We start from the raw sequence: 19,237 nt of genomic DNA on the forward strand, positions 1-19,237 counted from the left end.
CCGGCGACCCGGCAGGCTCTGCGAACGCCGGTAGCGGCGATTCCGACAGCACCGGCACGAACGACAGCGTCTCCGCCGAAGCCGGCAGCACCAACTGGCCCAAACGCGCCCGGCGCCGCCAGTCATGCACCTGCTGGGGCCGGCAGCCATGGCGACGGGCGACGTCTGTGACAACCGCCTCCGGCTGGAGGCTTTCCGCAGCAATCTGCGCCTTCAAATCATCCGGCCAGCGCCTGCGACCTGCGCCAGCATAAACTTTCGATACGCGGTGACAACGGTCGTCTTATGTCGTCAGAATGGTCGTCCATTGTGAGCACCCTTCCAGAAGATGACTCTTCTAACGGTGCTCTCAAGTAAACAATCCAAAGGGCCTCGGCGCTACGCTTACGATTGACCGCGCGATGGCAGCCAACATGCGCTTTGGGCCGCCTTGGTATTCGCCCAGACTTGGCAAACCATCGGAATGCTCTGGCCGATGTCTCCACCAATCTGCTTCAGCAGCATGCGAAATCTCTCGCCGAGTCGAGCGTCCTGGAATTCGCACAGCGCAGCTTCACGGTCAAACCAGGTCACCGCGTCAGACGCCGGCCGATGCACCTTCTCATTCCGGACGCGTGAAGTCAGCCCCATAGAGCACCTCTTCTCGAATCAGGTGCCCATCAAAGAATCACAAGTGATTCTGGCGACTCAAGTTTTTCGGCTCAGTGCATCTCAAAAAATGTGCGTAATCGTAAGCACCGTCGGATGCGTACGCTGCTCCCAGCCCAAGGTGCCCCGCTTCGTTGCTGCGAATTTTCCGCTGCTATCCAGGGCAGCGGAATCTCTGCCCGCCTCCTGCCACATAGGGCCGGCGAAGGGCCGCTCGCCGGCTCCTGATCAGCCGACCGCCGGTCAGACCCGCCGCTACCGCGACCGGGACGGCAAACCCACCGTCATGAGCCTCTCGCACACGAGAGCGAGTTCGGCTCGCGAAAGCTGATGACCGACCGGCAATGTTTGATGCGTAACGTCTGCTGGCCGCCGGTGCACGTAAGAGGAACCGCTCGCCTGCTAGCCATGATCGGAGGCGCGGGTACGCGCTATTGAGAAACCAGGCGAGTCACTTCATCCTCGGATATGGAGCCGACGAAAGCTGAGCCATCCTTACCTGGAAGACCAGATTCGCCCCCAGCGCCAGCTCGACCTGAAACTCCCGGGTCACCATCCCGGCCGTCATTGGCACAAAACGGCGGCGCAGGAAGGCCTCTTGATCCTCCGGGCCCGCCTCGTCCGCCTTGGCCCGCAGCACCACCCGCCGCTTCGCGTCCGGCACCAACGCGCAGAATTATACGACTAAGAGCGTGTATCTCTGGCTCAGGTGTGAGCATCGTAACAATACCGCCATTGCCACCAGCACCGCCGCCACCTCCATCGCCCCCGATACCACCATCGCCGCCGCGACCACCGTCCCCTGGCCCACGCTTACAGTCGAATGCTGAAGAAGATGCTCTGCGACCGGGCGCGCCAGCACCTCCAACTCCTCCTTCCCCTCCGTTTCCTCCAGGACCGCCGCCTTGGCCCCTCACGTCTAGAACGATCGGATTGATTGATCGCTTCACCAACAGCGTAAGCTGGGGGCCATCGCGGCCCGGAGAAGGGGTCGCACCTGTACCTCCTTTGCCACCATTTCCGCCGGACGCACCATCGCCGACGCCAGCTGGTCCACTTTTCCCGACGGCCCCAGCGGGTGCCGCCACAGGTGCGGAAGCAGGCTCCCAGGTAATGACTCCCGGATTCTCTTGAGACAAGGATCTAATCTCCCCGGCGACCACCGTCAGTTCTCTGGTTGTCCAAGCGCTGGATTCTTTGAATATCAGCCGCGAACCCGGCTCGAACACTAGCCGCTCCGCCGCCAGACTCGGTTCTGGCCAATACCGGTCGCCAGAAATCACGAAGTTACCAGGGAATGGCACTGATTTGTTGGTCGACACTCGAGATCGAACGACGCCACGTTGTTCGCTTTCGAGCTGCTTCCAGGGAGAAGGCAAGACGTCAAAACTGCTCGCACCACTGCCAGTTGGCACGTCGCGCTTGCAAACCGCGTCTCCTGGAAGAAGGATCCTTGCTGCATAGGCCGGTACTGCGGCCGACGTTTCTGGACGATCAGCATCGCCAGAAAGGATTGCGACAACGTAGCCCCTTGCGTCAAAGAGTGGAGATCCGCTGTCGCCATCGATGGGTTTGTAGTTAATCACGATACGATCGCCCTGGCCGCGCCCTCGAGACAAGGTATCTACATTCAACGGATCGGGCACGTTCGTCTCTCTACCCCAGAATAGGCCGACTAGGGTCTTCGGATCGTCGGAGATCGAGCTGTTGCTGATCGGAGCACAGGTATCTCCTTTACTGTCTAAAATGAGAACCGCAATATCATCGGTGGTCGAGAGTTTCGCCGAAGCTTCAGAAAGAACCGTCTTCCTTCCGTTCGGCTCTATCGAAGAGACTTCAATACGACGATTGGGTCCTGACGGAAGCTCCTGCCACATCGAATCGGCGCCTACGACGTGTCGTGCTGTGACTACCCACTTATCGGAGACTAAGACACCTGTGCCTCGGCGAGTCGTTGCATTTCCTTTAGTGTCAGTTCCGACAACTCGGATCGACACTATGGCGCGCTTATACTGGTTGAATATGGCACCGCGATCAGGACTCTGCGCATAGGACAAAGACAAAAGTCCCGTCACGACAGACAAAATAACGACTAATCGTCCGAGTCCACCTACTGTCATTGAACGATCTCGACGTAAGAGCTTTGGACACCAACACCAGGAATATCTACGTCGATCCTCTTCACGCTGGGTTGGCCAGTAATCTTCAAAGTTCCTTCAGCGACAAAGGTGTCTGCGTCCCTCTGACCGTCCGAGGTAACATCGAGAAGAGGAATTGCCGCCATCCCCGCATCAGCTTGAATGGCCGTAAGAGACACAATCGCCCGATCAAGCCTTTCGCCCAATCGCAGCGTCACCCGGAGATTAACGGTATCGCCGGATTCACCTACAAAATAACGATCCACGTCCACCGCGATCCCGTTGAGAGTTTTACCTCCTTCGCTCGTCTGAATGATTGCCTCGTTCTTCTTGCGAGGCGCCGGAGATTCCGTCAGCTCCAGCTTCAAAGTCTCCTGCAAGTTCTCATCAGTAAAAATCGTTGCGTGCGCGGGGAAAGCTGGTCGAGACCCCGCCAACGAATCTGAGAAAGCGTCCGCGGCACTCCAGGCAGGAACGACGCTGTCTCCTGGCCCAAATGCAAACTCCCAATGATCTAGACTTGGAGAGTTAGGGTTCACGTAGACATAAAAAGGTGTATCACGCTTTGTTCCAACGAAATGGAGTTCGGGTCGAGAAACAGACGCTCCATCCTCGATTTCAGCTCTGATCGACCGCGCTCGCATGAGATTGGCTCGTAAGTACTCGCGGCCTTGCGCTGTGTCGTAGATCTCGGCGGCCCACCCGTTCTTCTCCCAGAGAGAGAAGTCGAAAATATCAAAGTTGCTCGTTTTGGTTTGACCAAGAGATCCCGACCTGCAGCAATCTCTCCCAAACTTGTAGCTGGGAAACAGTTCATAAAGAGACGGAAAAGACAGTGCTGTCCTACGAATAGTCTTCATTCGGCCAGCCAGAAAGTTCGGTATCGGTCCCCACCCCTTTGCAACAACCTCCAGGGCGCGACCAGTTCCCTGGAATGGCGTGCCCATTGTAATGATCCGCTTAATCGAGCTCGCCATCTCGGGGTGGCGCGTGACTAAGAGCCGCACAACCAAACCGCCCATGCTATGCGCCAGAATGTCAAAATCACGATTTTGCAGGTCTTTGTGATTAGTCAGAAACGCCGCAAGATCATCAGCAGTAGTCTTGTTGCTCCGGCGCCAATCATAATCGAAGATGATCAGACTGGTGCCCTCCTGGTAGCCGATCGTTCTCAAATGGGTGAGAAGCGGCGCATAGATGTCCGCCTGCCAAAAAGGCCCTAGCGATACGATCGTTTCGATTAGGCCGCAGGGATGCAAATTCTTTGGTTGATCGGCCAAAAGATCGATCTGACCAAAGTTAGAGAGAGAACCTAAGCCTCCCCATACCAGATTATTTTGCTCGTCACATAGACGGGTGCCAAGGATGCCTGGGATAAATACCAACGGCCTTTTGATTTGCGCATCAGCGGCGGTATTCCACCAAAGAAATCCAACAACGAATAGTAACAACCATCTTCGCATCATGATTGTCCGGTGTCTTGTTGACGCGACTCACGCGTCGTGGATCAAACAGCGAGCAAAAAACAGCAATGGTCGGCAGGGCGCCCGTATCCGGAGCTTTGCACCCAGTAATTGCGTAAGAATATGGCTCGGTTGCGTAGAGTCAATGCGAATATCACTACATCGGCTTGGAACTCGCCGGTCGTCGGAGGTCCTTTCGTCGCCACTTCGATAGCGGAGGAGATACCTTGACCTACCGATTTAGGCGACCCGATGCTTGTTCGGGTTATCAGGCGGCTCGCTACACCAGCAAGAAGCTTGGGAACTCAGGCGAACTTCTAGAGCACCATGTCCGAAAATTTTCAATCAGCCGCCAAGCCAGTCCGATTCATTTCTCCAACTTGGAGGACTTCTTGGCCCTAGGGCCACAGCTCGCCGCAACACGTGGATTTCAGTTCTTGCTGCCCCGCGTACACCTGCGTAGCGGGTTTGGCGACTGCCGTGAATCAAAGCTCGAAATCCAGCTGCCGCCCCGCACCATTTCCGACTGCAAAGAAGAGCAGTGTCCACGAACGCGGACCCATCTCAGGGCGCGATGACGAACTGACCATTGGGGTTTCGGTGATCGGAAGCGAGCTTCGCCAGAAACTTATTGGTAGGAGATGCCGGCCGAGGCGTTGAGGTCGGTCTCCGCCTTGACTGGACCATATTTAGATTATGGACGTTCGCCGTGCAGCCGTCCCAGCTTAGACCAAGTCCTTGGCGGACACTCGGGACAGGTATCACCGACCGACTCCAAGAGCTCTGTGATCGCATCTGTGGCTTGGTCGGGAGAAACGCCTGCCGGCCGATCCCGACGGGCGATATTATAGGCGCGATCGCGCGCGTGCGGGACGACGCGATCCTGCATCCAGCCGTGCTCCTCGCATTCGCGGATAGCGCCGGCTTCCTGCATCACGGAAATCGCCCAGCCGCGCAGCGTCCGGATGTCGGTCGTCTCTCCTTGGTCATCTGCATCGAGATCAAACTTCCGCCCGGACGAATCTTGTGCCGCCCGGTTCGTTCCGGGTGGTTATCACAGGGTAGGGATTCGAAATCGTGAGAGCCGCCGCTTGTCCACGTGTTCCGCCGCACTGTGCACAGCCGCAAACCCCAATTTCGTGGCAGCTTGCTGCCAAATGGCCTCCTCGAGCGGCCAGTACCGGGTTTTCCTTCTCGCCGGTGGCGACGATCCGCAGCGCGCCCTCCGGGAGGGGCCGCTGCAGCGGCTTCGCCTCGTCCCAAGGCGCGCGGAGCCAAACGTCGTACATTTCCGCCGTCGTCACGATTACCGGCATCGCCTTGGATGGACGCGCTTGACCTACGCGTTCGGCTCAAACATCGTTGCTCAAAGATTCGCGGGTTACTTCTTCACCCTGCATATTCGAAGTCTGGCGGCCGGGGCTCGACATACATGGAAGAACGCGACGAATTCTTAAAACGAGTTCGGGACGATGCCAGCGCAATTTCATTGCTGGCATCACGCCTCAACGTTCCAATGCAAGGTCTTGTTGATCGGGCTGATCTAAATGCTCTGTGCGATTCTCTGAATTTGGAACCTGAGGCGTGGCAGGTCGAAGATTTGGAAAAAATCCTGATCATTCGCGATGGACTTTACGCAGTAAGAAATGAGCTTCACGACAAAAGTGATGCGGGCGAATACTCCGTCGACCATCTACTCTCGGCAATGGACCGCCTTTATGTAGACCTTGAGCGTGCAATGCGGGCACTCAATCCAACTGATGTGAAAAACGCGCATAGCGAAATTGCCGCCCTCCAACGCACCGCTCAAATCGACTCTCGCCTCGTCACCTCACAAATTTCGAGTTTGCGAGAAGAAGCCAGCGAGCTGCTGACACGAACGCACACCACCTATCAGCGTTTCGAGGTGAATCTGATCAAGATCGAACGGTTGGATGTAAACATAGAGTTGCTTCGCAATGCGAAGCTCGTAGTCCAACGAATGAGCGCAAGCGTATTTGCGATCAAGCTATCGCTAGAGCAAAATATCCTGTTCCAAGGTGTATTTCGATTCCTGACTGAAGGTGCCGACAAAATAGTTGACGAGCTGCGCAAGTTAGCCGAGCGCTTTCAGCGCAGCTACAAACAGGCAGCCGATTTTGTCTCTGATCTATCGGGTCTCATTGAAAAAGGAGGTCGCTTTACGAAACATGTTGGCGAGTTTCTGCAAAAGATCTTCGGCGATGACCCTCTCGATCAAAAGCAGCTGAGGCTAAAGACCCGCGCTTCGGTTGGCACAGAAACCTTTATTTGCGCCTCACGGCTCGATGATCGGCGTGTCTTGCTTGCAGGAAGGAACGGCATAGTGAATGTTCTGGATGTAACCGCCGGAAAAATAGCTGATCACCATTCTGTCAGTGCCAGCACCATAAATTGCTTGGCTAGAACCTCTGAAACTATTGTCGCGGGGTGTGACAGCGGCATTGAGACCATCAATCCTTCGACCCTGGTGAGCTTGGAGAGGGACACAGTCTATACCGAGAAGATTGTAGCGATTGCCTTGATGCCTTGGGGAATCGTTAGCGGGACACGTGACGGAATCTTGCGTCGTTGGTCCGTGGCTACAGGCTCTCTCGGGCGCTACGGTTCAGGAAACCTTAAAGCGGGGAAGACTGTTCAGCGCATCTTAGCCCGCGACAACCAAGCGCTAGTTGCTTCGGGCGAAAATCTGCTTTTTGTGGACGAGCATTTGAACATTGTCCGCACGTTGCCCCTCGATTTCTACATCAAGGATATGTGCCTACTCAGTCATGAAACGCTAGTCCTGTGCGGCGACGGGAAACTGGCTCACATTAATCTTTCCCGAGGCATGTATACTCGCTTTATGTTTGCATCGGATGCAGCAAAATACACCTGTGTTGCAGGCATTAATGAGAACACGTTCTGTGCTGGAACAGATGGGGGTAGCGTCAGCGCCATTGACCTATTATCAAGTTCAGAGATTGGAGGCGTAACGCTTCCCTTCCCCATCCGAGGCCTGATGAGAATGCGGGATAATCTCGTCGCTTACGGAGGGGTTTGGAACGGCAGATCCAAGAACACGGTCACCGTCCTTGCGTGGGAAGAGATAGTTCACAAGGCGAAAGAGATTACTGGCAAACTCTAGCGGTATGCTCGTTGCACGAACCGTCCGCGCCCGGCCGGAGATTACGCAGGGGCCGCAAATTCAAGAGGTCACCTCATGGCGACGGCTACGATCTTTCCCCCGTGCTGCCCCCTTCAGTTTCTGACACACCGTTTAGCGCAGCGTTTACAGTCCGGAGCTTCCGCGCTTGGCGGGGCCAAAGCATGCTCACGGCCAGCAAAACCTCGCGCCATCCCTGCGAGTTGCCTGAGTCCTTTTGACTCATGCGGCCCATATTGCCGGGCGATTCCTCCGCAAAATATGGTGACAACGCTCGTTGACTAAGTTTTTCGCGGGCGCCCATCGAGAGGGAGACAGCCGTGAAACATAAGTTCGTTGCTATTATCGCGTATCGACTCAGAAGCAGGGCCGCTCCGGCTTGGGTCTTGATGCACAGAGGGCCACCGTGGCGAAGTCCGTGGGCGATGACCGAGCTTAGTCGTGGCTTCAAGAACGCTCAAAACCTCTCCTTCGGAGAGATCGACGATCACGTCAAGCGAGCGCTCACAATCCGGAGTTGGCAACGAGAGGCCTGGATCCTAGCGGCTCGTTTGCTTGACCGTTCCGAATTCGAGGACGATTTGCCCGGTCCGGGCACGAACCGCAGCTGGCAGATGCAGATGTACTTGAACACCCTGTTTGCCGCATGCGCCCGCGGGAAAACCGGGCTGCCGATTTATTACCATTAAGGGCAAATCGGAGAGTGGCGGATGAGCGAGGCTCCTTCCTCATCAGCATTAGAAACTCATCCTGACCCGGTTCTATCGCCTCAGGCGCACTCTCGATTGGAGGCTGCATCCATTGCGCGGCCAGCAGGGCGGAATTTGGAACCCAAGCGCGTCAGCGCAAGGCATCCAACCGTATCCTCGGGACCCTCGGTCGGGCCTCCTCGCCCCTTTGCTCGTCTCTGGAATAAAGGGCGCTGTAGCTTTCCGGGAACATCCTGCGTCTGACGAAGCGTGCCGTTGTCGCCACCATTCGACGATGGAAGTGACACTCGTGAATAGTTGCCGCGCCGTATCCTGTTACATTCAGAGCAGCCGCATGCCGGCACCGACCCACCGACCGGCACCAGAACGTTTTTGTCTTCCGGCCGGCCTGCCCTCGCGGCAAACTGAACCTGGAGAATGCAGTGCCTGCAAAACCCCAAGCTAAGAAGCCGAGCCATGAGGCCTTCGTCATCACTGGCGAGGGCGAGAGTGCGTTGCCGCGAAGGCACCTACCCAGTCCGCGAGCGTCGGTACGTCGAGGTCGATGCCTGCACGCTGGTAGCGCTCTGACGGTGAATCGGCAGGTGCAGGCCGTACTTGGCGAACAGGACAACGGCCAGCAGCTTGTGCCCTGCACGCCCGCGCGCAATCGGATGCGAAGGAGCCGGGGACTTCACCTTTGGCGTCATGACTTGAAATCATCGCGCAAGAAGGAGGTCTTGAACGCAGCTTGCAGCGTATCTGCCGACAGAGGCGCAATCCAGGGCAGTCGCCCTAACCACCGCACCCGTCCAATCTCGCAAATCGCCCTCACAGCATCCGAATTCTTTTCGCCAAGGAAGGCGATTCCAAGAATGTCGATCTGGCGTCTTCGGAGCGCCTCTATGGACAGCAGTGAACAATTGATCGTGCCCAAAGTTGCGCTCGCGCACAGTACTACAGGAAGTCGCCATCTCTCCAAGATGTCAATGTAAAGAGAGCCGCAGTTCAGCGGCTCCATTAGTCCCCCGGTCCCCTCGATCACGAGCGGCTGTCCTCCGGTGTCCGGCAGGTCCAGCGATTCCGTTTTGATGCGAACCGCGTCAAGCTCCGCAGAATAGTGCGGCCAAACCGCTGTTTGCAGTCGGTACCCCTCAGGCACGATGCGATCCGGCGAAAGACTTGCAAGCCGAGCGACGCACTCGGTGTCCGTTTCCCCTTCGAGGCCGGCTTGAATCGGTTTCCAAAACTTCGCACCGAGGAGATCGACGAGTCCTGCGCAGAACACCGTCTTTCCGACGCCGGCGCCTGTACCCGTGACCACGATCCGCTGCAGGCTCGACGACCTTGACCTGTTGTCCAGCGTTGTACGCACCTCATTCTCCATTATATGCAGCGACAGCTCACAAACCGGGGCGCCGGTGGAGAGGACCGCCTTACTCTTCAGCAGACTTGAATGCACGGTGCCCTCACCTCCCGGTTCGACCAACGGCTGCTCAGCGACCCTACTGCGGGTATCACCCAAGGCCACGAGCAGCACAATTCGTGCAAGATACCCGCCGCGATCCGTGTCCGCCGCACCCGTCTTAAGAGGCTTCCGGATGCCGACTGTTACGTTGAACCATAGATGGTTGCCGCGCGCGCCATTGTGCCCTCCGAGGGTTGTCTTTCCTGCGTTGTTGCAGGTTAAGATTGTTATCGGCGCACAAATACTGTCCGGAATGGACGGAGGCATTCACTTGTCGCAGAATGTACCCAAATAGTTGCAGAACGGTACGTTTCGTACGACAGCTCTACGATTGGTGACTGACCTCACCTGGTCTGTGGTCATTGAATTAGCGCGGAGTCGTTCTGCCTGGAAAAAACGCGATCGACGCATATTGGCGCGACTAGGGCGATTTTTTCGTTTCCACTTTGCGCGCGCGAGTTTCCGCCGAGGCACGAGCGGGCTCCGCCGATCTCAGATAATCGATCACGATGATCCTGCCAAACAACACGTCGACTCCTCGCTTGGCGCGGTACGCACCGAGGGTCCCTTTTCGAACGGGTCGAGCCCCGGCAACATTCGCAATTTGAGGTCGGCAGCAGCGCCTTTAAAGGGCTCAGAGCGCGGCACGTCGATCATGCCTCACTTAAGTAAGCAACATTCAGAGCACTAGGCACGATAATTGTCAGATCCTGCTCAAATCTGTTGGGACCTTCTGCTACACACTCGCGGCATCGTACAGCGTTCAAAGACCGCTCCGCTGCCGATGCCTGTTCAAGCATTGCCTTGAGCTCGCCCCCGATAGAAGAACGCGGCCAAGTTGGAGCGTCACGTTTGCGGCCACCATGATCCGTCACATCGTCTTCTTCTCAGCCAAGAATAAGGCCGGTATCGATCAAATCGTCGAAGGTCTATCGGTTCTCGCCTCAATCCCATATGCACGCCGGCTCGAGATTGCGCGCAACCGCAAGAGCGATCAGCTCGGCAATGGCATCGATGTTGTGGTGTACAGGGAGCCTGCTAGCGAGACGGATCGCCCCTCCTGAGCTTCGAGCAGAGTGGTTGCAGAAGTACGAGGTTGTTCAGTGAATAATCGCACTCTTCGGCAGACGGCGCGAGCAATCCATCTTCTCCTAAGCCCATCTCCTCTGTGACCCGGCGGTGGCTAGGCAGGACAGAGGGCAGTCCGACCCAGCGACCCGCCGATTCTCGTCACCTTCACTCTGGTAAGCCGAGTTGCTGAGATCACAGTCTTTTATGCGCCCCCTCCGAGAAGGCCTGCCCCGTTTCGCCGCCGGCTAAGTGTGGTGTCTCGCGTTCGCACATAGCATCTATCAATTAAGAAAAAAGCCGTGCGTTTGAACGATCGGCAACAGCTCGTGATAGCTGTGGATGATGTGGTCCGGCTTCGCAGCCCGCAAGCGCGACTCGGAAACAAATCCCCCGGTAATGGATATGCTTATCAATCCGAGGCTTCGTGCAATATTCGTTTCTACTGGCATATCCCCGATGATGAAGGTTGACTCGGGATTTATATCTTTCTGTTCCATATATCGCCGCAGTCTCTCCCCTTTGCTCATCGTTTTATACTGCGTGGCACGGCTTTCAAAGGCCAGGACGCCGTCGAAGTAGCGATCGATTCCGAGCCTTTGCAATTGAGCAACAAGGGGCGCGACTATATGGTTGCTCACTATGATCGACGAAGCCGCTTCTTGGCGCACCAATTCCAGCATTGTGCGCGCACCTAAGCGTAACTCCGCTTTATCGGCTAGCGGCTCGTAGGTATCATGAAAGATTGCGCCCCCATCGTGATCTACGGCTGCGATTTCCGCTTCTGACATTCCGATATTTCGGAAAAGAATGGAGAGTGGGACATCGCTATGGTCACGAAAGGTATCCAGATCGATCGTCGGGCGTCCAAAGCGCTCCAAGATAGTGTTTGTCGTTTGCAGTAGCGCATTGGCATCGTCAAGCAACGTGCCATTCCAATCAAAAACAAGAACTGGCTTCATGCTTCGGGCCTCAGGCAGCTCTATAGTGGTCAGCAACCAAGTTATGCAGGTCTCTATTTGCACGCGTTTGCCCTGCAGGAGTTGGCATTTCGAATGTAAAGGGAGACACATCTATTCCCTCGCTCCCCCGCGGCAGCAACGATGTAAGACGCGGGAAGGGCAAGTAAGTCACAGTTGCCGCGTTGATCGAGGCCGCGATTCTTCCTTCGATGATTTTGAGGACATGCGGTTCGATATCTTTAAATAGTAGGCTTTGCTTCCGCTGTTGAGCGGACAGTCCCTTCCATGTCCGCCAGAAGGCAAGTTCATCGATGGTCTCAATATTTACGCCGTAGTAATTTGGGGCCACGATAGGCGGTGAGCCGATTCCCCAATGGACAGCTTTGACCCCGGCAGCAAGAAGCATATTCGTTACGGTCTGGCTGGTATCGCCACGAATGAGAGCTTCATCGGCAATGAGTATCGTGCGTTTTTCGACGTCAGTCGAAGCCAGGCGGTACTTGTGAGCAATACGACGCTTGCGCTCGCTATTTGGGCCGATGAGAGTTCGCTCAGAGATTTGCGTCTCAATGACTTCACGTCGTTCGGCGTTAACCCCACGTGCTACGAGAGATGAGAATAAGCCGTCAGCGTAGGGTCCTCCGGTATGAGGCATGGACGAGACGATGATTGGAGTGGCGTCCAGCTTTGCGGAAAGCCGCCGCGCAATAAGCTCACCCAGCGAGACACCGATACTGTGACGAGTTTCAAGGTGAGATCGGCCCTCAATCGACGTATCCGGACTTCCAAGGTAAAGAGCTTCGTAGACGCAAAGCTTGGCGGCACGTTGGGAATCGCTGACACAACGATCGAGACAATGCCCATTTTTGCCATCCACAAATTTGATATGGCCGGGAACGATTTGGTCTGACTTGCCCAGAAGTCCGGCGAAGGCGCAATTTTCCGACGCAAAGAGCAAGAATCCATCGTCCGTCTGCATGAACTCCAGAGGACGCAGACCATATCTATTGCGGAACGCAATCAGATTTCCTTCGGCGTCCAGCAAAAGTGCACTGATAGCACCGTCGATGCGCCCATCGATCTCACGAAAGACGTTCTCATAGTTTACCCGCAGGCCTTGGCGCCAGTAATCCCTTTCACAAATGTGTTCCAGTAACTTGAGCAAGAGTTCGGCATGCGTCTGCCCCTCGAAGGTGTGACCTTGGGCAATCAGCTCTGCCCTAACCTCGCGAGCATTTACTAACGCTCCGTCCAACGAAATTGTCAGTTGACGGCAGGTGGTCCTGCGATTTGGAATTCGTTGATGGTCGCTCTCACCCTCTGTGAAAACTCGACCGCGAACCTGAGCGATTGCAACATGGGGGGTGAACTCCAGATCCTGCTCATCTCTCTCGATCGCACCCAGTTCGTGTGATGGCCGAAACGCAGTTTTATATAGAACGCCTTTGTTGCGCGTAAAGGCGGCGATGCCGACTCCTGCCTGTCCGCGAAGTGTGAGTTTCGGAAGCATGTGCTTGAGCCGATCATAAACTGTCAGGTGGGAACTGCTCCAAGGCAATAGAACAGCGGCAGCGATACCTGACATGCTGGCAACCTTCATGTAGCGTCCGTGTCCCGAACTCGGCACAAGGCGGATGTACTGCGCCGATCCGAGAAGAGATGGACCTGCACTTAAGCAAGCTTCGTACCAGCGCCCAGCTCTCAGCAATTTGAGCGGACCATCAAACCCAAAGGTGTCGAGATTTCCGCTCTCACAATCGCTGCGGCCGGACAACTGACCTGGCGTTTTCGCGACAATCCGTCTGAAGCGCGACGAGCTCGTATGAGAAATAGCAAAGCCAACACTGTGCGGTAGCGCACGTGACGACCAACAAGGCATCACTGATTCGCCTAGAAGCATGCTTCAGAAGGTCGTTACTGCGGCTCACGCCGGAGCTCCGCCACGACATCCTATCGCATCTGGTCTCTAGGCAGACCGATCCGAAAGCGGTTACCTCATCCTCGAATCGCTCTTCATACGAACTTCAAGGGCCTAGCGTCGCCAGCGGCCGAGGTTGAGGTTTGATGCTTTAAGCAGCGCAGCACGCCTCACAAGATCTTCGCTAAGCAACAGACTTCCATAAAGCTTTTGAATTGCTTGACGGCAGTCTGCCATTTCGCTCGACGAAATGCTCATGCGTTAAGTCCCATCCTGTAACGCAGGACAAAACCACTGGAGCAACGTGAAGAACCGCGGCTGAGCCTCTCATCCGTTTGGACACTCCGGGCTGCATTTCATCCCGGCCCTCACCCTAGAGAGTTCTAGCGCGTTATCCGAATATCGCCTGCGTCTTCTGGCAGGCGCCGCTCGCCGTCAAAGTCATTGTGGAGAGCAGCGCTCCCAAACCGAACAGAACCATGCCGTCAATCCAGATGAGGATGGCGGTGACATAAACCGAAGTGCCAATCCCAAACGAGCCAACCCGGCCGAAGAGAGTGCCCGCATTGAAGAGGAGGCCGATCACGCTCCAGAGCAAAACAGCGCTGTTAGAAAGCCCCTCCCGGGGCCCTGACGGCCTCGTAGCCGAAACGGCCGGCTCCCATTGTTGCCCGCGCGTAAAAAGCCCCATCGAACGGCCGCGCCTCGAGTCCTGTCTCTTCGCTCGTTATCGATGAGTGCCGTAACGGTTGCCAGTTCTCGAATTGACATAAGTCCCGCCACGGTGTGATGAGCCGGATGCACTCAAATAGCTGCCGCCATGACTGCTAGTGTGATGTCCGCCGCCGTAGCTGACGCGCCCTCCATGTCCTCCGCGTGCGTTTGCTTGTCCGATCACGCCGAGCAGCAACAGACCGGCAGCTATTGCAATCTTTTCGCCCGCCCCTTTCGAATGTGCAAGCGTATCCAAGCGCTGCCGATGCGGGATTACAACCTTTGATACGGCGCAAATATGCAGCTTTACGCCGGGAACAGCGGGAGCGGAGCCGTTTTCCGGCGCGAGTAAGGCGCGCGCCCTCGTCCCCGAAACTTCTCGACTCCAATGGAGCCGGTGACCTCGTTGGAACGCCCAATCCGATCGAGCAGAAATACCGCAGATGAAGGACCCGCTACGCTGATTATCATCATGGCCGCGATGGTAACGTAGACCTGCTACTTGCTTGGAGCCAACATTGTCATCGCAGGAAATTTCCACCCAGTCGACTGCTGCAGCCGATCGGGATCTAATCTTCGTCGTGATCGAGCGTCACCGCGAGCTGTCGGCGCATTACGACGCGGCCTTGTCCGTATCGGCGAAGCTCGATGGGGGGGCCGGGTTTGATGCCGCCGACGAAATCAGCAGTCAAAGGAACCATGCTCTCGCGGAGCATGCGAATGTGCTCATCCGTTCAGCTCCAACTACAATCGCGGGCGTGATTGCTCTGACCCGCTACGTCGGCAGCCTACGAGAGTGGGAGCTTCCCGATGATGATGCGTGGTATCGGGTTTTCTTAGAAGTGCTTGCAGACGCGATCGATGGAATCGCCATGGCGCGGCGGCTTGGGCGAGACGGCGATTAACATGATGCTCGCTTTCTTCTTCCGCGGCATACTTTTCTGGGGAGCCATTGCTGCGCTACTCTATCTCCTGTGGAAGTTGCCCTTCTGAAGCTCGACGATTAGGGGCTCGCCCGAGCCAGTGTCGAGGCAATGAGGAGCGGCGGCTTTTCAACCACGGTAATCGCCCGCTCCTGGAACATGGCTGAGATATCAGTTTCGGTCGCCCTGCCCGAAGCTGATCCGTCCTGAAATGTCGACCGCGGCACCGGGGGATTATGCTGAGGCCGTATCGATGCTTCTCTGACAAGCCGGAAGCCGATTCAGAACACCGATGAACCTGGCTTGGTTCCTCGGGGCCTGACGTCCTCAGCCAATGCGGAGATGTTCAGCGCTCATCTTGCCAGAACTTCAACCAGCCCTAACGGGATGCGCGCTGTCTCGTGGATCCGCTGTGGCTTCGAAATGTCATCCCCACTCCCTGTCGTGAGGCGATCGAAAGCCTTGAAGAAGGAGCTCGGCAAGCACGCGCGGTGGCCGGCATCACGCGCTCGGCCGAAGTTCAAACGAGGGGAGATCCGAACGGACTGGACACATCGAGGGCGCCTCACCTGTTTGGTCTACCTTATGATATGCGTCCCGCCGGCTCGGACCTGCTTTTCGACCTCCGCTCCGGGGCGACGCCCCGTTAGGCGAGCTCTGCAACCAGAGGACTAAATCTATTGTCGTCCCAAGATGCTCTGGCTGCCAATGATGAAGACCTTGTCGGTTTTAAACAGCCGAGCGATCACCCTGACTGTCTCGACAAGGTTTTCAATAGTTCGAACAAACGAGTTTTGTATCACGCCGCCATCCGCGGAAGTGCCGCGGTCTGATGGATCGCAGATCTCTCGGCAATCCGCTTCGCCGCCTTCCAGATACGACGGCGCAGAGTGTCATCCTCGAAGTTGATACCTTCCGCCAAAACGAAAGGTGAGGACAGACGCAGACGCGTCATCTCTTCGTCGCGGCTCGTCAGACGACGGCGTACCGTAGATGGAGGAGAGCCAAGCATGTCTGACCACTCGCGAACGAAAGTATAGCCTTCGAAGCGCTGCGAGTTATGGGCCAAAGAATCCTTCGCCCTTTCGACCAGCGACGGGTCGCGACCGATCTGCCGCGCAATAAGCCGATGCATGATCAGCTTCGCGGTGTCGTTCACGTATTCCCGGTTGATCCGGACGCTCATGGTTCTCGACCAGTACCTACCTCAGGGTAGATAATAGGGCATCTACCCTAAAAATCCAGCTATACCTGCTGACAGCCGCCTGAAACCTTTTAATGACGCGCTCGAACATGTCACGCGACACTTCAAGTGTCTCCTTGGCACCCAATAGGTATCCGTTTCGAACGCGCTTGAAGGTCATAGCGCCCTTCGAATTCCAAGGCATCCGAACCGTCGGATTAACAGCAAGATTGGGCATGTAAAGCGTTTCGCGCAGACGATGTTTAGCCGGCGTCGTACCTACGACGACCATCGCGCGGATCTCAGCTGCGGGATACTTAGCTTTTACAAACTCGCGCGCGCCCGCTATGGCCTCTCCACGGCGAGCAATGTCATCGACGATGGGAGCCGGTATCAGTTCATCTGTATGCGGCAAATCAAACCCAAGAAATGATGCAAAGGCCTTTGCCGGACAACCGGCGTCAATGTCAGTGAAGTACACTTTACTCGGGAACGAGACAACCCAGGGGTGTTAATACTTGCGGCGCGGCAAAGCTACTACGCTGGAGCCGATGCGGCGAAGTGCGCGCTCGTTCAGCGGCTCAGGTCGAAATGCCCCGAACCCTGGCGGCTCCTGAATAGTTTCCACTTAGCCGGTTCGGGCCCGCATTCGAAATCTTGAGGATCGCAGATCCTTCATATGATGAACCGGCATCCGTCTTGTTCTGTTTCGGGATCACGCGGTAGACGTAAGATTCTTTCGCCCCGGATCCGTGGTGGCCTGGCTGCCGCGAGGGCCGCACGGCTCATGTTCCGATTGCTTGCTAAAGCTTGGATGATCATTGCGTCTGCCATTGCTGACGCGACGCAGATCCTGATGGCCCTGAAGGGCGTCACCCGTACCCAAACGGATCGTCGCGAGTGTGCGATTTCCTGTGCTCACGCGCTCACGCAACGATACGCTGGAGTTTCCTAATCCCCAGAGCGACCGGTCGATCCCGGACCGCTTGAAATGCCTGTCTTGTGCTCCAATTTGCCGATCTTCGAGCGAGCCGAGGTAAGGTCACGCTGCAACTCGTCGACGCGTTCCCATAGATCCCACCAGCAGCTCGCCCAAATTTAGGCCCTTGCCGGACTTGATATCGTCGCGAAGATCATCCGCAGTCTTCCAATCAGCCTTCATCATTCCTCTCTCTCGGAGCAGCCTTTGGCCCCACTCACTTCGACTTTCGATTCGCGCTTACGTCAACTTAACCGTACCACAGTGCCGCGTTGCCCTCGGTGCTGTATACCCATTTGCCTTTGATCCAAAACTTGGCGGCGCCGCCATCGACTTCGTACCACCATCCATTGCGAACGTAATACTTCGCCTTTCCGTCCATCGAATAGATGTAATCGCCGGTCTGGTAGAATGCCGCACCGCCTTGATTGGAATAGATCCAGCGAGTCTTGGACATCTTCCCGCCTTTCTTGTTTTCGAGGAGGACGCCGCTCTGGTGATGTTGGAGCGACGCCGCGCCATCAGCCTTTGATGTTGCGAGGGTCTGCCCCGTAAGTGCGCTCTTCGCGAATCTGGCCATTGCTCTTGTGAAGGACGGCTTGACCGAGTCCGCCGTTGTCTTGCGCGCGATGGCCGGCCTTGATCGCGGCCGACTCGGAAGCGGCCTGCGTGCGGTGATTGGAAATCACCTTGCCGCTCTGCTCTACAGCCCAGCCATTGCCTTTGGGTACCGAATGAAAAACCTGTCGCTTCGACATTTCGTTTGCTCCGATCACTGAAGGGAGTTCGCGATGCGCTTCAACTTGGTGATCGCATCATCGAGTTCGTTTCGAGCGCGATGCAGATCCTGGTTTCGGATTGCCCGCTCGCAATCGTCAAGTTCATTCCGCAGAAGTCGGCGGATCTCGTTGACAGCTTGTTCTGGTGTCATGAAATCTCCTCCAGCCGGCGGCCGCGCGCATCAGTGCACGACCGCCGGCGTGCTGTTACGCAACTGACGTCGTGTTGATAGAGTCAGCGCTGGTGGGGAGCGCCGTTGCGGTCGCATTGCTGAAGAGCTTGTCGCAATGCGTCAGCATCGATTCGATGAAGCGACCGTGCAGAACAGCGTAATCGGCGGACGATGTCCGCAGAGAGTTGTTCTTGACGAAGTTCATCGTGAGCTGCCCGGTGTAGAGGATGGGTCGCAGCCAACCGCGACCACGCCACTGTTCGGGCGTGTGGTAAAAGTCGCCGTCTTTGTCGTAAGCCCACGTAACTACATGGCCTGCGTCGATCGCTTTTTTGAAGGCCTTGAGAAGTCCGGGCGGATTACTCGTTTCGAAATTGATAGCCAAAGTCCTGGTCCTTGATAACAAGGACGACAGGACCGGATGCAGCCACTTGACAATTACTGTCTAACCAATAGTCACTGTCCATGTGATCACAAACTCCCTGCCGTCCAGGTGGGGTTCAGGCCCGGTTGGCGTCTCACCGCCTTTCGGGCCGCGTTATGTCCGGTTAAGGACATGAACGTGGGAACTTCGCTTTTAGTTTGCAAGACTGGAATAACTAAATTTTAGCGCTTGCGCGCGTGGGTTGCGTTGCTGCAGCGAGTTTTTGATTCGCGGTCAACTTGGTCTCAGGGTTTGTGTGGTCTTCAACCTCAACGCCATCTCATCGGCCGGCCGGCAGCTTTTGACTTAGTCCAGAAAATCGTGACCCTCGCCGACGTCGGCCGACGGGAAAGTTTTCCCGTTAGGGTACCAGCGTGTATGGCTGACAAGGTCCGCGAAGTCGTGGCAATTGGTGGTCGTGCCCGGATGCTGGTCGATATGAAAGACTTCAACGCCGCCCCAGGGAGGAAAGCCCCAGTGGTTGGGACGTAAATATATCCTCGGCTTGGACCTTGGAACGACGCTGGGCGTTGCAAGGGTGTACC

At 56.3% G+C, this 19,237-nt stretch carries 17 protein-coding genes and 6 pseudogenes; 4 read left to right on the forward strand and 19 right to left on the reverse strand.

What is annotated here, in order from left to right; all coding sequences use genetic code 11:
* From AC5ZFO_RS44415 to AC5ZFO_RS44450, 8 genes and pseudogenes are all read right to left on the reverse strand, one after another.
* A partial coding sequence (locus AC5ZFO_RS44415) for a transposase (protein WP_496123828.1) occupies positions 1-217 on the reverse strand: 217 nt, incomplete at its 3' end.
* 167 nt (positions 218-384) lie between these two features.
* On the reverse strand, positions 385-630 hold the full coding sequence (locus AC5ZFO_RS44420; protein WP_496123829.1) for an IS4/Tn5 family transposase DNA-binding protein: 246 nt from the start codon (positions 628-630) through the stop codon (positions 385-387).
* 469 nt (positions 631-1,099) lie between these two features.
* Positions 1,100-1,315, reverse strand: a complete 216-nt coding sequence (locus tag AC5ZFO_RS44425) for a hypothetical protein (protein ID WP_496123850.1) — start codon at positions 1,313-1,315, stop codon at positions 1,100-1,102.
* A gap of 796 nt (positions 1,316-2,111) precedes the next feature.
* A pseudogene (locus AC5ZFO_RS44430) lies at positions 2,112-2,768 on the reverse strand (S1 family peptidase); the annotation flags it as partial.
* On the reverse strand, positions 2,765-4,249 hold the full coding sequence (locus AC5ZFO_RS44435; RefSeq protein WP_496123830.1) for an alpha/beta fold hydrolase: 1,485 nt from the start codon (positions 4,247-4,249) through the stop codon (positions 2,765-2,767). The gene AC5ZFO_RS44435 and the pseudogene AC5ZFO_RS44430, both read right to left, overlap by 4 nt.
* A gap of 567 nt (positions 4,250-4,816) precedes the next feature.
* A pseudogene (locus AC5ZFO_RS44440) lies at positions 4,817-4,928 on the reverse strand (Y-family DNA polymerase); the annotation flags it as partial.
* 15 nt (positions 4,929-4,943) lie between these two features.
* Positions 4,944-5,245 (reverse strand): annotated as a pseudogene (locus tag AC5ZFO_RS44445) (hypothetical protein).
* A 185-nt stretch (positions 5,246-5,430) separates the two neighbouring features.
* A pseudogene (locus tag AC5ZFO_RS44450) lies at positions 5,431-5,592 on the reverse strand (SOS response-associated peptidase); the annotation flags it as partial.
* Positions 5,593-5,681: 89 nt separating this feature from the next.
* Between AC5ZFO_RS44450 and AC5ZFO_RS44455 the strand changes: the two are divergent.
* Together AC5ZFO_RS44455 and AC5ZFO_RS44460 are read left to right on the forward strand one after the other, a co-directional pair.
* Positions 5,682-7,394, forward strand: a complete 1,713-nt coding sequence (locus AC5ZFO_RS44455) for a hypothetical protein (protein ID WP_496123831.1) — start codon at positions 5,682-5,684, stop codon at positions 7,392-7,394.
* Positions 7,395-7,837: 443 nt separating this feature from the next.
* Positions 7,838-8,101, forward strand: coding sequence for a hypothetical protein (locus tag AC5ZFO_RS44460; protein WP_496123832.1), 264 nt, complete (start codon positions 7,838-7,840; stop codon positions 8,099-8,101).
* Between the two features lie 528 nt (positions 8,102-8,629).
* On the opposite strand, the pseudogene AC5ZFO_RS44465 reads toward AC5ZFO_RS44460, so the two are convergent.
* Positions 8,630-8,799: pseudogene (locus AC5ZFO_RS44465) on the reverse strand (IS66 family transposase); the annotation flags it as partial.
* Between the two features lie 8 nt (positions 8,800-8,807).
* Entirely contained in the window at positions 8,808-9,488 is a 681-nt protein-coding gene (locus AC5ZFO_RS44470; RefSeq protein WP_496123849.1) for a dethiobiotin synthase, read from the reverse strand.
* Between the two features lie 944 nt (positions 9,489-10,432).
* Between AC5ZFO_RS44470 and AC5ZFO_RS44475 the strand changes: the two are divergent.
* Positions 10,433-10,621 (forward strand): annotated as a pseudogene (locus AC5ZFO_RS44475) (Dabb family protein); the annotation flags it as partial.
* Between the two features lie 300 nt (positions 10,622-10,921).
* Here the strand turns inward: AC5ZFO_RS44475 and AC5ZFO_RS44480 are convergent.
* From AC5ZFO_RS44480 to AC5ZFO_RS44490, 3 genes are all read right to left on the reverse strand, one after another.
* Positions 10,922-11,599, reverse strand: coding sequence for an HAD family hydrolase (locus AC5ZFO_RS44480; protein WP_496123833.1), 678 nt, complete (start codon positions 11,597-11,599; stop codon positions 10,922-10,924).
* A 10-nt stretch (positions 11,600-11,609) separates the two neighbouring features.
* Positions 11,610-13,199 carry an amidophosphoribosyltransferase gene (locus AC5ZFO_RS44485; protein ID WP_496123834.1) on the reverse strand — a complete coding sequence of 530 codons (1,590 nt, stop codon included), beginning with the start codon at positions 13,197-13,199 and terminating at the stop codon, positions 11,610-11,612.
* A gap of 709 nt (positions 13,200-13,908) precedes the next feature.
* A complete protein-coding gene (locus AC5ZFO_RS44490) occupies positions 13,909-14,103 on the reverse strand; it encodes a hypothetical protein (protein WP_496123835.1) in 195 nt (64 codons plus the stop codon).
* 646 nt (positions 14,104-14,749) lie between these two features.
* Between AC5ZFO_RS44490 and AC5ZFO_RS44495 the strand changes: the two genes are divergently transcribed.
* Positions 14,750-15,136, forward strand: coding sequence for a hypothetical protein (locus AC5ZFO_RS44495; protein WP_496123836.1), 387 nt, complete (start codon positions 14,750-14,752; stop codon positions 15,134-15,136).
* Positions 15,137-15,953: 817 nt separating this feature from the next.
* Here the strand turns inward: AC5ZFO_RS44495 and AC5ZFO_RS44500 are convergent.
* The 6 genes from AC5ZFO_RS44500 to AC5ZFO_RS44525 form a co-directional block, all read right to left on the reverse strand.
* Positions 15,954-16,340, reverse strand: a complete 387-nt coding sequence (locus AC5ZFO_RS44500) for a hypothetical protein (RefSeq protein ID WP_496123837.1) — start codon at positions 16,338-16,340, stop codon at positions 15,954-15,956.
* Between the two features lie 16 nt (positions 16,341-16,356).
* On the reverse strand, positions 16,357-16,818 hold the full coding sequence (locus AC5ZFO_RS44505) for a hypothetical protein (protein ID WP_496123838.1): 462 nt from the start codon (positions 16,816-16,818) through the stop codon (positions 16,357-16,359).
* Between the two features lie 748 nt (positions 16,819-17,566).
* Positions 17,567-17,773: a hypothetical protein gene (locus tag AC5ZFO_RS44510; protein ID WP_496123839.1), complete on the reverse strand. Its 207-nt coding sequence runs from the start codon at positions 17,771-17,773 to the stop codon at positions 17,567-17,569.
* A gap of 64 nt (positions 17,774-17,837) precedes the next feature.
* Entirely contained in the window at positions 17,838-18,074 is a 237-nt protein-coding gene (locus AC5ZFO_RS44515; RefSeq protein WP_496123840.1) for a DUF2188 domain-containing protein, read from the reverse strand.
* A 14-nt stretch (positions 18,075-18,088) separates the two neighbouring features.
* Entirely contained in the window at positions 18,089-18,247 is a 159-nt protein-coding gene (locus AC5ZFO_RS44520; RefSeq protein WP_496123841.1) for a hypothetical protein, read from the reverse strand.
* A gap of 55 nt (positions 18,248-18,302) precedes the next feature.
* Positions 18,303-18,653 carry a hypothetical protein gene (locus tag AC5ZFO_RS44525; RefSeq protein ID WP_496123842.1) on the reverse strand — a complete coding sequence of 117 codons (351 nt, stop codon included), beginning with the start codon at positions 18,651-18,653 and terminating at the stop codon, positions 18,303-18,305.
* Positions 18,654-19,237: the final 584 nt, after the last annotated feature.

It is taken from the genome of Bradyrhizobium sp. Unk1, from assembly GCF_059512345.1.